Source organism: Psychrobacter sp. CX5, assembly GCF_057621535.2.
In genome coordinates this window covers 215,213-229,119 of the sequence record NZ_CM177735.1, presented here as the reverse complement: position 1 = coordinate 229,119, position 13,907 = coordinate 215,213, and the positions used below count along the sequence as shown (strand labels likewise).

12 protein-coding genes and 1 riboswitch are annotated in these 13,907 nt (G+C 40.2%); of the genes, 7 read left to right on the top strand and 5 right to left on the bottom strand.

Going from position 1 to position 13,907, the window contains the following annotated elements; translation table 11 throughout:
• Window positions 1–61 precede the first annotated feature (61 nt).
• Window positions 62–442: a glycine cleavage system protein GcvH gene (gene gcvH, locus AC21OG_RS00860; protein WP_486547844.1), complete on the bottom strand. Its 381-nt coding sequence runs from the start codon at window positions 440–442 to the stop codon at window positions 62–64.
• A 179-nt stretch (window positions 443–621) separates the two neighbouring features.
• Window positions 622–1,767 (bottom strand): glycine cleavage system aminomethyltransferase GcvT, encoded by a 1,146-nt coding sequence (gene gcvT, locus AC21OG_RS00855; RefSeq protein WP_487377080.1) that lies wholly within the window; start codon window positions 1,765–1,767, stop codon window positions 622–624.
• A 488-nt stretch (window positions 1,768–2,255) separates the two neighbouring features.
• A riboswitch (glycine riboswitch) is annotated at window positions 2,256–2,427 on the bottom strand.
• A 384-nt stretch (window positions 2,428–2,811) separates the two neighbouring features.
• On the opposite strand from gcvT, the gene AC21OG_RS00850 reads away from it, so the two are divergent.
• The 7 genes from AC21OG_RS00850 (at window position 2,812) to AC21OG_RS00820 (ending at window position 10,539) form a co-directional block, all read left to right on the top strand.
• Window positions 2,812–3,132, top strand: a complete 321-nt coding sequence (locus AC21OG_RS00850; RefSeq protein ID WP_486547842.1) for a YcgL domain-containing protein — start codon at window positions 2,812–2,814, stop codon at window positions 3,130–3,132.
• Window positions 3,133–3,419: 287 nt separating this feature from the next.
• Complete coding sequence (locus tag AC21OG_RS00845; protein ID WP_486547841.1) at window positions 3,420–4,004, top strand: hypothetical protein; 585 nt, start codon at window positions 3,420–3,422, stop codon at window positions 4,002–4,004.
• A gap of 581 nt (window positions 4,005–4,585) precedes the next feature.
• Entirely contained in the window at window positions 4,586–5,473 is an 888-nt protein-coding gene (locus tag AC21OG_RS00840; RefSeq protein ID WP_487377079.1) for an AAA family ATPase, read from the top strand.
• A gap of 90 nt (window positions 5,474–5,563) precedes the next feature.
• Window positions 5,564–6,820, top strand: a complete 1,257-nt coding sequence (locus AC21OG_RS00835) for a vWA domain-containing protein (protein WP_486547839.1) — start codon at window positions 5,564–5,566, stop codon at window positions 6,818–6,820.
• A gap of 207 nt (window positions 6,821–7,027) precedes the next feature.
• Window positions 7,028–7,543, top strand: coding sequence for a septum formation family protein (locus AC21OG_RS00830; RefSeq protein ID WP_487377078.1), 516 nt, complete (start codon window positions 7,028–7,030; stop codon window positions 7,541–7,543).
• Between the two features lie 62 nt (window positions 7,544–7,605).
• The gene (nspC, locus tag AC21OG_RS00825; protein WP_487377077.1) at window positions 7,606–8,772 is read left to right on the top strand and encodes a carboxynorspermidine decarboxylase; all 1,167 of its coding nucleotides are present in this window, start codon (window positions 7,606–7,608) and stop codon (window positions 8,770–8,772) included.
• A gap of 495 nt (window positions 8,773–9,267) precedes the next feature.
• The gene (locus tag AC21OG_RS00820) at window positions 9,268–10,539 is read left to right on the top strand and encodes a saccharopine dehydrogenase family protein (RefSeq protein WP_487377076.1); all 1,272 of its coding nucleotides are present in this window, start codon (window positions 9,268–9,270) and stop codon (window positions 10,537–10,539) included.
• Window positions 10,540–10,665: 126 nt separating this feature from the next.
• Here AC21OG_RS00820 and AC21OG_RS00815 read toward each other — a convergent pair whose 3' ends face one another.
• The 3 genes from AC21OG_RS00815 to AC21OG_RS00805 all read right to left on the bottom strand — a co-directional run bounded on the left by AC21OG_RS00815 (window position 10,666) and on the right by AC21OG_RS00805 (window position 13,897).
• On the bottom strand, window positions 10,666–11,460 hold the full coding sequence (locus AC21OG_RS00815) for an ABC transporter ATP-binding protein (RefSeq protein WP_486547835.1): 795 nt from the start codon (window positions 11,458–11,460) through the stop codon (window positions 10,666–10,668).
• 63 nt (window positions 11,461–11,523) lie between these two features.
• Window positions 11,524–12,423: an ABC transporter permease gene (locus AC21OG_RS00810; RefSeq protein WP_487377074.1), complete on the bottom strand. Its 900-nt coding sequence runs from the start codon at window positions 12,421–12,423 to the stop codon at window positions 11,524–11,526.
• A gap of 445 nt (window positions 12,424–12,868) precedes the next feature.
• On the bottom strand, window positions 12,869–13,897 hold the full coding sequence (locus AC21OG_RS00805) for an ABC transporter substrate-binding protein (protein ID WP_487377073.1): 1,029 nt from the start codon (window positions 13,895–13,897) through the stop codon (window positions 12,869–12,871).
• Window positions 13,898–13,907 lie beyond the last annotated feature (10 nt).

The following is a 13,907-nucleotide window of genomic DNA, read 5'->3' as shown; positions in this document are numbered from 1 at the left end:
TCAGTCTTTAAAGTATTCAGCTGTTAAGTATCAATTAGATAGCTTAAAACCATTAGAGAGATTATAGCTCTGCTTGATACTCTTCAGCGCTCAATAAGGCCTCATAATCGTCGACATTGTCAGGCTTAATACGATACATCCAGCCGTCACCATAAGGATCGGTGTTGATGACTTCTGGATCATCCTCAAGCGCTTCGTTAATTTCAACAACTTCACCTGTGATAGGGGCATAGACATCTGAAGCCGCTTTTACAGATTCAACAACCGCCACTTCATCATCGACAGCAACAGTATCACCGACATCAGGAAGCTCGACATAAACGATATCTCCAAGGGCTTCTTGGGCATGGTCTGTAATACCGACCGTGATAGTACCGTCATCTTCTAAACGTAACCACTCATGGCTGGCAACATATTTTAGTTCGCTTGGTACATTACTCATACTATTCTCCAAAAAAGGTAGTGGGTTGGCTAAGGGGTAACTCTAAAACTACGGCATCAAAACTATCGGGTTAAGTTTAAATGACGGACTCACTATAGCAAAGTCAGGGGCTATTTTTTAGTCATGTTTTAGTCATGAAATTTTATTGATGTTCGTTTTATACAAGCTCTTAAATTTGGTTAAACAAACTGCTTTTTACCATTACGGACGAAAGGCAGTTTTAAAACACGTACTGCCACGTATTTACCTTTACCGCGTAGATCAACTTCTACGGTATCGTCATCACTAACTGAAGCTGGAATACGGGCAATCGCAATAGATTGTTTTAGAGTAGGGGAGAAGGTACCACTAGTGATAATACCCGTTTGTTCGTTATCAGACCCTTGATTGATCATTACGGTCATACCTTCACGAAGTACACCGCGAGACTCTAATAACAATCCAACTTGCTTCATCGCCGTACCATTGTCTTTCGCCTGTTGACGCTTTGCCGTCATTGCCTCACGACCAACGAAGTCCCGATCATCTTTTAGGGCCAACGTCCATCCCATGTTACACTCATAAGGGCTAGTGGTTTCATCCATATCATGGCCGTATAAGTTCATGCCCGCTTCCATACGTAGCGTATCACGAGCGCCAAGACCAGCTGGTTTGATACCTTTATCTAGCAATAAAGCAAAAAAGGTATTCGCATTATCACCATGCAATATCACTTCAACGCCATCTTCACCGGTATATCCTGTGCGAGCGACAAACCAGTTCTCACCTTCTACATCTGTTAGGTCAGCACCCACAAAAGGTTTTAACCCATCTAAAGTATCTGCCCAATTTGGCTTGGCTTGCTTAAGCTTTTCAATCGCATTTGGACCTTGTACCGCTAGCATAGCAAGTTCAGGACGTTCGGTTAACGTCACATCAAACCCTTCGGCTACTTTATTGAAGTTCGCTAAGTCTTTGTCACGCGTTGCAGCGTTGGACACAATGCGATATGTCGTTTCATCTTCATTGGTTAAATAAACGATTAGGTCATCGATGACACCGCCATCTTCATTAAGCATACCTGAATATAACGCTTTACCAACGGTTTTTAGCTTAGCGACGTCATTGGCCAATAGTTTCTGTAGCCATGCTTTGGCGTCACTACCTTTGACGTCAGTGACGACCATATGCGACACGTCAAACATACCGGCATCAGTACGTACCGCTTCATGTTCATCAATCTGCGACCCATAATGAATAGGGAGTTCCCATCCAGAGAAATCAACCAATTTACCATTATTATCGAGGTGAGACTGATAAAAAGGGGTGCGTTGCAATGTTGTCATGACAAATCCTTAAGATCGAATAGTTAACAAATCGATTAGTTATAAATAGTGCGGAACAAAAAAGGGGCAAATAAGTTACAAAGTCCATTTTATCAATAAAACCAAAGCGATGTTGTTTCGCTCTTGTTCAGTTACACTGATAAGATGTCTCGATTAACTTATTTGCCCCATCTGTCCTGTTACCTGAGATTTTCGACATCAGTACTATTGAGTTTACATTAATTAAAATACAATAATAAGATGTCTTTTCCCCTTCGGTGGGTACATTTTTATAGGTCTATTAACGATGAGTAATGACAACTAAACGCTAGTTATAAAAAATATGCTTTATTGACTAGATAGGTTATTGTCTTAGTCGTTCGTTTCAAACGCCTGTATGTACCACTCTCCAGATTTGTCATTACGATGACAACGCGTAAAAAGATGTTTAATTCGCGATGACATCAATCCTACTTTTAACCGATCCTACATTAATAGGCGGCAAGTAAATGAGTTATTCAGTCCGGTTACCTGAGCGATTGGCAGGGTGCTTACGCCTTCGGTGACAGCCATACTTGTCGCAACATATATTCAAGTTAATTAATATGATTACTTAATGTAATCATAATTTAAAACAAATATGTGACGAAAAAAGATACTGTGCTCTCCTGAAAAACGCCCTTATTATGAAAGGTGTTCGCTTTTTTTACAAGAGATAAGTTTATGAGACTCATTTAATCTTAATAATCGTTAAAAAAACGGTTACGTATAATAGTAACGGTATGTATTGAGTTTATTATTTTTTTAATCATGAAAAGTCATACTATAAAGATATTAGGGTATTATAAAGGGGTACAAAAGGTAAATAATAAAGGAAAAAAATATCAGTATTGATGAGATTAGAATTTAACTTAAAGATTTATTCACTTATGAATCACTATTAATTTTAAGTCATTCAAAGAAACTTCCTCAGCAATCTTTTAATCAATTTTAAATAATTTTTATTCACTAACCATTTTTATTCACTAACCATTTTTATTCACTAACTAATAAAGAGCCGATGTAATGCACTGCGATATCTATAAATTCCCAAAGCATAGTGAAATGTATGTTTATATAGCCCGTCCAGATTATCCGAATGATACCGATGAGATTAAAGATTGGCTTGGGGTATTGCCTAAAGAATTACGTCAAAGCTTAGGCGAGAGCAAGTTTTTAATGCATTTGGACTTATCAGAGACTAAGAAATTAGCGCGAGTAGATAAAGATGAGGTTATTGAAAAGCTAAAGTCACAAGGCTATTTTGTTCAAGCCCCGCCTTCAGATGTATTGTTGGCACAAGCGCAGGCTCGCATGAAAGACTCTCAAGATAAGAAATATGACTAACTTTCGTTGCTGTATTAATACACTTTTATCAATATCTTAATCCTCACTATCGATTTTTGCATGGATACTAATGTTCATTAGACCCTAAAGTCATGTTAAAATGAGTGTTGTTCAAACTGTATTCTTGAAAAGTATTTTTATATACAACTAGGCGGCTATTGATATTACTGTAGCAATAGAAATATGGATAAAGTTGCTAAGGTTGATTAATAGTTATTTTGTTATTGACCAAATCTGCTAGAGTAGTTAGATTTTTAACCTTAATTAATTTATAGACTGAGCATTGCATGGACTGGTTACGCAATATTATTTCTAAATTACCGATGGATGCCATCAGCGAATCCGCTAGTCGGATTACGATTTGGTGGAGTCATCTTGTGGCAGATGTGCCACCAGATATGCTGCCTATTTATGCCTATGTGGGATTTTCAATTATTGTTCTATTGCTGTGGTTGTTTATTGTCAGAATACTTCCTCGCCCAATTGGAGGAATGAGTTGGCTTGCTGTTTTTGCCATACTATTGACACCAAGCACTGCAGCGGGTAACTCTGGTGATATTGCCCCAGCAATTATTGGTGTGGTTTATGGTATTTTGATGAAAGAACCTGGTACCGCCTTGCGAAGCTTACTGCCTATATTGGTCGTTTTTGGATTAGGACTGGTATTAGGCTTTATATGGCAGATGATTAGAAATCTAATTGAATCTAATGCAGAACGTTCACGTCAACAAGCTATTAAAGATGAAAAATCAAACCTCCAGTTGGCTTCTGCAAATTATATCGACTTAATAGACAGTAATGATGAAGCTAATGAGCATCAGTTAATTAAGACGAAAAAACCAGTACCTACCTCTAAACATAATGATTCATAGATAGTAGGTTTTATATACTCGAAGTAACCCTTAACTAGGTTAATGTTTATTAATATTTTTTAATATATAGATGTCAATTATCATCAGGTGTCGACTCGTATAAAGTGTCAATTAAATTCAAAATATTCATATTAAAGTCATTTAAGGTAATGTTGACGTTTAAGACAACGTCGATGCTCGATTCAAAACATGATGGAGTCAAAAAACTACAAAAGAATAATAAAAATTACCTATGCTACCTATGCTTAAGTCCTATCCCTATAAATTATCAATGCTCGGGTCACTTCAATTAACAGATTTCTATTTTCTTGAAGACCCACTCAACACCAAGCACTACTCTTATATCACAAAGTTTACCCCATAACGTCTTATGTCACAGAATTTGTGTGATAAGGATTTAGTGAATTAGATTTTAGGGCATAAAGCTTGTTAGAGAGTAACCTTTTATTTAAAAATGAGTTAGTGAGTAACCAGCTATTTAACAAACAGCTATTTAACGAACAGTTAGTGAGCTAGTACTAAATAATTAAAAATATATTGAGCATCATTTCAATTTTAATTTACTCGAAGAGAACCCCCTTATGACTCAAAATATAAATGATCAACCCACAGATCTAACGACTAAGAATACTACGTTTTCTGGTACCCAAAGTTATATTGCGACTGATGATTTGCAATTGGCAGTCAATGCCGCTATTACCCTTCAAAAGCCTTTGTTGATTAAAGGCGAGCCGGGGACAGGTAAGACCTTACTCGCTGAAGAAGTTGCTCAAAGTTTGGGTATGCCTTTGATTACTTGGCATATTAAATCGACGACTAAAGCTGAGCAGGGCTTATACGAATATGATGCGGTATCTCGCCTTCGTGACTCACAGTTGGGTGATGATAAGGTTTATGATATTAATAACTATATTAAGCCGGGAAAGCTATGGGAAGCATTTACGTCACAAGAGCGTAGTGTGCTGTTAATTGATGAAATTGATAAAGCCGATATCGAATTTCCGAATGATTTGCTGCATGAGTTGGATCAGATGTCGTTTTATGTCTATGAAACGGGGGAGACCATTAAAGCCGAACAGCGTCCAGTAGTTATCATCACCTCAAATAATGAAAAAGAGTTACCTGATGCCTTCTTGCGTCGTTGCTTCTTCCATTACATTGATTTTCCTAATGAGCAGACCATGCGCCAGATTGTCGATGTGCATTTCCCAAATATTCAACAAAAGCTTGTGAGTGATGCGTTAGATATATTTTATAAACTGCGTAATATTCAAGGTTTAAAAAAACCACCTTCGACTTCAGAATTAGTGGATTGGTTGACGCTGCTTCTGGCTGATGATATGGCACAGCAAGAATTAGAAGAGAACTTGCGTGGAGAGAAGTCAATACCGCCTTTATATGGCGCTCTGCTTAAAAATGAAGCGGACGTTACGTTATTACAGCGTTTTGCCAATATGATGCGTCGTTAATTCTAGTCTATTATCTACTTTGGACTACTTTAGATAGTAAATAATGAATGAGACGTCGTATTTTGATGTAGGTTTGAGGGTAAGGCGATTATGTTTGTAAAACTATTCTATACGCTACGGGCTTATGGCATACCAGTAAGCACACGTGAGCTACTGGATTTAAATGCCGCGCTCGATAAGGGATTAATGCGTCAGCCACATCCTGAGTTATCGAATGATGACCTTGATGATGCTGGGGACAAGGAAGACTTATGGACTTTTGCCAGTCGTGACGATATGTATCGCCTTATAAAGCTTTGCATGATCAAGGACGAGCGACATTTTGATAAGTTTGACCGAGCCATGGCAGACTACTTTGATGGTGTAGATAGCTTAGATATTGATGAGCTAATGGCGAAGCTGACCGATATTCCTAAAGAGTGGCTAGACTTAAAGCTTGATCCCAAAAACTTAACTGAAGAACAACGCCGATTGTTAAAAAAATATGGCTCGCTTGAAGCGCTTATGAAAGCCCTAGAGGAACGTTTAAAAGAGCAAAAAGAGCGACATCAAGGGGGCAGTAAATGGGTCGGCACTGGTGGCACGTCACCTTTTGGAGCCTATGGCGATCACCCTGAAGGAGTGCGCGTTGGCGGTGAATCGCGTAAACGCAGTGCGGTCAAAGTATGGGAACAGCGTAAGTATCGTGATTTAGACGATGACAGGCAGCTGGGTACTCGCCAATTACAAATGGCACTTCGTAACTTGCGTCAGTTTGCGCGCACCGGTAGCGCGGATGAGCTTGATATCAAAGAGACGATCAAGCGAACGGCCAACAAGGGGGTGCTTGATATTCATATGCAGCCTGAGCGCCGTAACCGGGTGAAAGTTTTAATGCTGTTTGATATTGGCGGTAGTATGGATATGCACATTGAAGCATTGGAAAAGTTATTTTCTGCCGCTAAAAATGAATTTAAAACGTTAGAGTTCTTTTATTTTCATAACTGTTTATATGACTATGTTTGGAAAAACAACCAACGTCGACACTCAGAACGTACCCCGACGATGGAGCTATTGCAGAAATATGGACGAGAGTATCGAGTGATATTTGTCGGTGATGCTTCGATGTCACCGTATGAGTTATTTTCTATTGGGGGCAGTGTCGAGTATATGAACGCAGAGGCTGGAGTCGTATGGCTCAAACGTGTGCTTGACCACTTTGATAAAGTAGCATGGCTTAATCCAGAAGAGCAGGCTCACTGGCACTATACTCATACCATAGGCGAGATTGAAAAATTAATGGAAGGTCATATGTATCCGATGACATTGCATGGTGTGGAAGAGATGACTGAATATTTGGCAAGGTAGCTAAGTAGCTATGAAAGACTAAGACAAGCTCGTTTAACCAAATAAATTAAATCACAGACAATAAACACGTTAAGATTCTGTATTTCAGGCGATGACATCCAGTGACCGCCAATGATAGCCAATGATAGGTCATTAAGATTGATTCTATTAAATTCTGCATAGTATTGGGTTAGGTTTGATCATATCGAGTGGTCCAAAAGTGGAGTAATGGTATTGAAAAAGTGTAAAGCTCACACGCAAAGCGTTTCAGTCGGACTGCTAACGTCTGTTTTGATAGGTACATTGTGGCTCAGTGGATGCTCTCACGAACAGTCTCAGCAGGAAATGACTGGAAATGAAGCAAGTTCAATGCACGTTGGCATGTGTTTTGACGATCCTAGTGAAGAAAATACTATAAAAGATGATAAGGATAATATTGCGTCAAATAATTTTCCGATTATTGATTGTAAGTCACCGCATGATAATGAAGTATATTATAAATTCAACTTACCAGACGCCAAAGCGTATGTTGAGACAGACAGCTTATTAAATACTATGCTTGATATTTGTGAGGATAAATTTAAAGGCTATATTGGACGTCCTTATCAAAAATCCTATTATGAAATGTCGGTACTGACACCAACCGTTGATAGCTGGCAAGATGGAGATAGGGAAGTGATCTGTTATGCGTTTCACCCTGATGCTGAGAAGCTAAATCGCTCCTTAAAAGCCATTAAAGAGTAAAATGGGTGAGTTACCGTAGATAATTAATAGACTTTTGTCCTTTGTTTGTTTTAGGAAGAAATATGCTAAAAACCCCTTATTATCAAATTGATATCGCCGATTTACAGCAAAACTTAGAAATCGTTAAGCGTTTGTGCGACTTATCAGGCGCAAAAGCACTGTTGGCGCTCAAATGTTTTGCGACTTGGGGCGTGTTTGATGAGATGAAGCCTTACTTGCATGGCACAACCTCCTCCTCGCTTAATGAGGTACGTTTAGGAAAAGAAGAATTTGGAGATTGGGTTAAAGCTGACGGTAGCCGTGAAAACAAAGAGACTCATGCTTATAGTGTTGCCTATAGTGCCGATGAGATCGATGAGGTGTTATCTTACGCCGATAAGATTATCTTTAACTCATTTAATCAGCTCCATGCTTTTAAAGACAAGGCCAAAACACAAGGTGTTCCTGTCGGATTACGCATTAATCCAAAAACCAGTAATTCGTCTTTCATCATTGCCGATCCAGCGCGTCCCTTTAGCCGTCTAGGGGAGCATGATATCGATAAAATCAAACCTGTCATCTCCGAGATTACAGGTGTTATGATTCATAATAATTGTGAAAATGACAGCTTCGAGGCCTTTAGTGCCAGCCTTGATGATATTGAAAGTAAGTTTGGAGATATTTTTTATGAGCTTGAATGGGTCAGTCTTGGCGGCGGCATTCATTTCATTGCCCCAGAGTATCCATTGGAGAAGTTGGCAAATCGACTAAAAGCCTTCAGTGACGAATATGGCGTCCAAATCTATTTAGAACCCGGTGAAGCCTGTATTCATAATGCCGCTAAGCTTGTGACGACGGTGGTCGATACCTTACATAATGGGAAGTCACTTGCCGTAGTCGATGCCTCGATCGAAGCTCACATGCTCGATTTATTAATATATCGTGAGACTGCACCATTAGTTCAGATTAATAAACAAAACTGCAATATCAACTCAAAAGAGGGTGAAACCAGTACGATTATTTATGGTAAGTCCTGCTTAGCTGGGGATATATTTGGAGAGTATGCATTAGAGAGCTCCTTAAGCATCGGCGATACTGTTGCATTTGGCAATGCGGCAGGATATACCATGGTTAAGAAAAACTGGTTTAATGGCGTGGCAATGCCCTCTATTGTCATCTGTGATGAAAATGGCGAGTTAAAGGTACAAAAAACGTTTGGTTATCATGATTTTAAAGCCAGCTTGTCCTAAGCCGGATAGCACATCATAAGCTTAACCCCTTATATGTCATTAGAGCTTAAATAACCTATGAATGCTCTTATATATGATGGTATTGATTTTAAAGTAGCCAATATTTAAGAGTAATCTTGCTAAAATAGCATCTTAGACGGTTAATAGTTAAGTTTGATCAATAAAATTCAGTCGCAAAATCAGTCATAAATCACTATAATGCTGCCCTTTGAATTTATTTGATTCATTAAGTATATCAAATCTAGACATTTATCTATCGAAGAAGGCAATTACAGATGCAACTAATCTAACCCTACAAATAGTAGGTTTTATGATTTTGACAAATTCTATTTTAATCTAACAACGATAGATCAATGTCTAGTAAATTTAATATTTCGGGTGCGTGGGTTTTCCTAATTCTTCCTTTTTAATTCACGCACATCATTCACGGCGTCAACTCATAACCTAGATGGTAATCGATTTAGGTAGGTTGACCCACTAAGGAGGATTTCCAGATTGACTACTACTCACACTCAAAACCCTAAACGAGATGTTTTAATCATCGGTGCCGGCGGTGTTGCCCAAGTGGTTGCCCACAAATGTGCTATGAATAACGACGTGTTGGGGGAGTTGCATATCGCGTCACGTACCAAGGCTAAGTGCGATGCCATCGCTGCCAGTATTGTAGAGAAGGGCAGCTTTAAGCAAGAGGCTGTATTGCATACCCATACCGTGGATGCGATGGATTCAGACGCTGTCGCCCAATTAATCAAAGACACCGGCGTACAAATCGTTATCAATGTCGGTTCAGCATTCGTCAATATGACAGTGCTTGAAGCGTGTATTAATACAGGCACTGCGTATATCGATACGGCAATTCACGAAGATCCACGCAAAATTTGTGAAACACCGCCTTGGTATGGTAACTATGAGTGGAAACGCAAAGAGCGCTGTGCTGATAACAATATCACTGCCATTTTAGGGGCAGGCTTCGATCCTGGCGTGGTCAATGCGTATGCGCGTGTCGGCTATGACATGATGGATAAAGGCACTGTGACCGATATTGACATTATCGATATTAATGCCGGTAGTCATGGCAAATATTTTGCCACCAACTTTGACCCAGAGATTAACTTCCGTGAGTTTACCGGAACCGTTTACTCTTGGCAAAACAGTCAATGGCAATCGAACAAAATGTTTGAAGTGAAGCGCACCGACGACCTACCGGTTGTTGGTGAGCAAAACAGCTATCTTAGCGGCCATGATGAAATTCACTCATTATCAGCTAACCTTGATGTACCGAATATTCGCTTTTGGATGGGCTTTGGTGAGCACTACATCAATGTCTTTACCGTACTGCAAAATCTTGGACTGCTTTCAGAGCAACCAGTCACTACCGCAGAAGGTCAAGAAGTCGTGCCTCTTAAAGTGATTAAAGCAGTCTTACCAGACCCAAGCTCATTGGCGCCAGACTACACGGGCAAAACCTGTATCGGTGATAAGGTCAAAGGTAAAATTAACGGCGTAGATAGCGAAGTCTTTATCTACAACGTCTCTGATCATAAAGACGCTTATAATGAAGTGGGCAGCCAAGGTATTTCGTACACCGCTGGCGTGCCACCGGTTGCCGCGGCGATGCTTATCGCGACTGGCGAGTGGGATGTAGGCCACATGGCAAACGTTGAAGAGCTCGACGTCAGACCTTTTATTAACTTGCTAAACGATATTGGCTTGCCGACCCGTATTCAAGACAGCGAAGGTGACCGTCCTTTAGAGTTTGAACTTTAATACTTAGTCTTAAGTTATACAAAAAAGCCTAACTGAATTCAGTTAGGCTTTTTGATTTTGAGCTTTATACTATTTCTTACCAAAACAACTATAGTCTGGCTATGACTATATCTTAGCAAACCCATGTTAACTTAATATCAAACTGTCATCTTCGACTTTCTCACCACGGGTTTGTTCAAACATATCAAGTAAGTCATGGACCGTCATACCTTGACGCTCATTACCTGAAACATCAAGCACTACTTGACCTTGATGCAACATAACCGTTCGGTCGCCATGCGCTAATGCTTGCTGCATCGAGTGGGTGACCATCATCGTTGTCAAATTATTCTCTGTCACAATCTTATCTGTTAGTTCTAACACAAACGAGGCTGTTTTTGGATCTAAAGCAGCGGTATGCTCATCAAGCAATAATATCTTTGACGGTTGTAAAGATGCCATTAGAAGACTGACGGCTTGACGTTGACCGCCAGATAATAGTCCCATTCTATCAGATAAGCGATTTTCAAGACCAAGCTTTAAGATAGACAGCTTCTCTCGAAATAAGTCACGGTTGCTGTTATTAAGCGCGAATTTTAAACCACGTTTTTCACCCCGTTTATAAGCCAGTGCTAAGTTTTCTTCAATCGTTAATGCTTCACAAGTGCCGGCCATAGGGTCTTGGAAAACACGGGCAACCCAATGCGCTCTTTGATGAGCATTCTTTTTAGTGACATCAATACCATTAAGTAATATAGAGCCACTATCAACTCGGATAGTACCGCTGACGGCATTTAAGAAGGTAGACTTGCCCGCACCATTGGTACCAATAACGGTGACAAACTCGCCCTCTGCAATATTTAGGCTGATGCCACGTAAAGCAGGATTCTCAATAGGTGTGCCTCGATTAAAAGTCAATCGAAGGTCATTGGCTTGCATCATAAACTGATATCCTTTTTATTCCAGCTTATTCCAAATAAGTTTTAATAAACTGACAGTCGTTATTTACGACGTTCGATGACCAGATAATAATTTAGATTTTATCGATGGTAACTGTAGGGCTATCACTACCAGTAACGCAGTAATTAAATTTAAATCTTGTGAGCCAAAGCCAATACTTCTTAGCATATCACTCGACAGTGCCACTTGAATAAATAACTTATAGATCACAGCCCCTAATATCACAGCAAAGGTAATTAACCAGATACGTTTGGCAGGAATAATGGTCTCACCAATAATAACAGCGGCTAAACCAATGACGATTGTACCAATACCAATTGAGATATCTGCACTGCCTTGGGTCTGTACAAATAACGCACCTCCCAATGCGATCAGCGCATTAGATATTGCCATACCAACCACAGTCATAATAGAGGTGTTGATGCCTTGAGCTTGAGCCATTTTAAGGTTAGAACCGGTAGCACGCATGGACAATCCTGATTCAGTACTAAAGAACCAGTCCAAAAATAACTTAGCGAGAATGACGACACCGCCAATAATGAGACAGCGCATCCAATAGCCATTCTCATTGGTCACTAGCGTACTAAACACAGTGTTTTCGCCAAGTAGTGGGAGGTTTGGTGCACCCATGATGCGAAGATTGACTGAGTATAAAGCTACCATCACCAAAATACTGGCAAGCAGTTGCAATATGCCTAATTTGACATGTAGCCAAGCAGTGACCATGCCAGCGACTGCACCAGCGAGCATTCCTAGACCGCAGGCAATCCAAGGATCTATGCCAGAGACAATAGAGACACCGGCGATTGCTCCTCCTAAAGGAAAGCTACCATCAGCCGTTAAGTCTGGAAAATCTAACGTTCTAAATGAAATAAGGACGCCTAAAGCCACTAAGGCATAGATGAGACCACTTTCAAGGGCACCAAAAAAAGCGATGATAGACATAATGGATAAACACCACAATGGTTTGACTTACGCAGCATATAACTTAGTTAACCCAATGAGTCGTTCAGTGCTAGTAGTTAATCCCTAAAAACTAATAACGAATGATATATTGAGCTAACTAAGTGTTGTAAGCCAAAATGAATTTTACAGAATATACCCCATTCTCAACTCTTAACGTAGGCTGTGGCTTTAGCCCAGCATTTTTGATTAAAGGTTTTAATATTCTGGGCTAAAAGCACCAGCCTACAATGAGTTTTCATAAGTTGAGAACGAGGTACAATATAACTCTGCACTCAAGTTAGGGTCGGTTGAACATTCAAAAATAGTCTAAGCCCGTACCATGGTCGAATGTCCCACACACCTTATGGACCTAATTTAAAATGGCATATGATATAAATCCTATGCCATCTTTTTTGTAGATTGTCTATTAATTATGAAGTATGGTCTATTTTAAAACCTCTTTCGCACTATCAATAACAGATTGTGGCAATTCAATACCTTGCTCAGTGGCATGGGTGGGGTTAACATATAAGTCCAAATCGCTCGGCGTATAGACAGGAATACTACCAGCATCTTCACCTTTAAGGATACGCGCCACGATTTTACCTGTTTCAATACCCAGATCATGATAGTTCACCCCAAGCGCGGCAATAGCGCCCCGCTCAACGGAGCTTGTATCAGCTGCGATTAAAGGGATTTTACTCTCTTTAGCCACTTGATACAGTGATTCGTAAGCGGAAACCACATTATTATCTGTTGTGGTGTAGATCATGTCTACTTTGTCAGCAATACTGCGCGCTGCCATCGCAATGTCATTGCTCTTTTGTGCAGGGGCAGAGTGTACCGTAATGCCCATAGGCTGCAACTGTGCCTCAAGATTCTTTAAGACAACGGTCGAATTGACTTCACCAGGACTATAGACATAGCCTACATTTTTAAGGCTTGGAATAATTTGTTTCATCAAGTCAATCTGAGGGGCATAGGGCAGGGCATCTGACGCACCCGTTACGTTTGTACCCGAGCCATCTAGACTTTTTAGCAACTTGGCTTCTACCGGATCAGTAACCGCTGAGAAAACCAATGGTATGGTATTGGTCGCTGCTGCAACTGATTGCGCAGAAGGGGTAGCAATTGCGACGATGACATCTGGATTGTCACCCACAAATTGCTTAGCGATTTGACCAGCAGTGGCAGTATTACCCTGAGCACTTTGGAAGTTGATTTTAAGGTTTTTACCTTCTATAAACCCCTCATCGGCTAATTCGGCTATAACCCCTTGACGTACTGCATCAAGAGAGGGATGTTCTACAATGGCAGTAATCGCTACTTCTTTTACTTCGGTTGTGGCAGCAGTCTTGGTGTTATCCGTCGTCGCTGTATCATTGGTAGTTGGCTGTTGATTACAACCTGCTAAAATAGCTGTGGCGACACCGCTCCACATTAGGGTTTTTACAAATCGATTTGGGTTAAACATAGCGTATCTC

What these genes read in the sequence shown, in the direction of transcription:
- gcvH (WP_486547844.1), bottom strand. Translation starts at nt 442, where the DNA reads ATGAGTAATGTACCAAGCGAACTAAAATATGTTGCCAGCCATGAGTGG.
- gcvT (WP_487377080.1), bottom strand. Translation starts at nt 1,767, where the DNA reads ATGACAACATTGCAACGCACCCCTTTTTATCAGTCTCACCTCGATAAT.
- AC21OG_RS00850 (WP_486547842.1), top strand. Translation starts at nt 2,812, where the DNA reads ATGCACTGCGATATCTATAAATTCCCAAAGCATAGTGAAATGTATGTT.
- AC21OG_RS00845 (WP_486547841.1), top strand. Translation starts at nt 3,420, where the DNA reads ATGGACTGGTTACGCAATATTATTTCTAAATTACCGATGGATGCCATC.
- AC21OG_RS00840 (WP_487377079.1), top strand. Translation starts at nt 4,586, where the DNA reads ATGACTCAAAATATAAATGATCAACCCACAGATCTAACGACTAAGAAT.
- AC21OG_RS00835 (WP_486547839.1), top strand. Translation starts at nt 5,564, where the DNA reads ATGTTTGTAAAACTATTCTATACGCTACGGGCTTATGGCATACCAGTA.
- AC21OG_RS00830 (WP_487377078.1), top strand. Translation starts at nt 7,028, where the DNA reads ATGGTATTGAAAAAGTGTAAAGCTCACACGCAAAGCGTTTCAGTCGGA.
- nspC (WP_487377077.1), top strand. Translation starts at nt 7,606, where the DNA reads ATGCTAAAAACCCCTTATTATCAAATTGATATCGCCGATTTACAGCAA.
- AC21OG_RS00815 (WP_486547835.1), bottom strand. Translation starts at nt 11,460, where the DNA reads ATGATGCAAGCCAATGACCTTCGATTGACTTTTAATCGAGGCACACCT.
- AC21OG_RS00810 (WP_487377074.1), bottom strand. Translation starts at nt 12,423, where the DNA reads ATGTCTATCATCGCTTTTTTTGGTGCCCTTGAAAGTGGTCTCATCTAT.
- AC21OG_RS00805 (WP_487377073.1), bottom strand. Translation starts at nt 13,897, where the DNA reads ATGTTTAACCCAAATCGATTTGTAAAAACCCTAATGTGGAGCGGTGTC.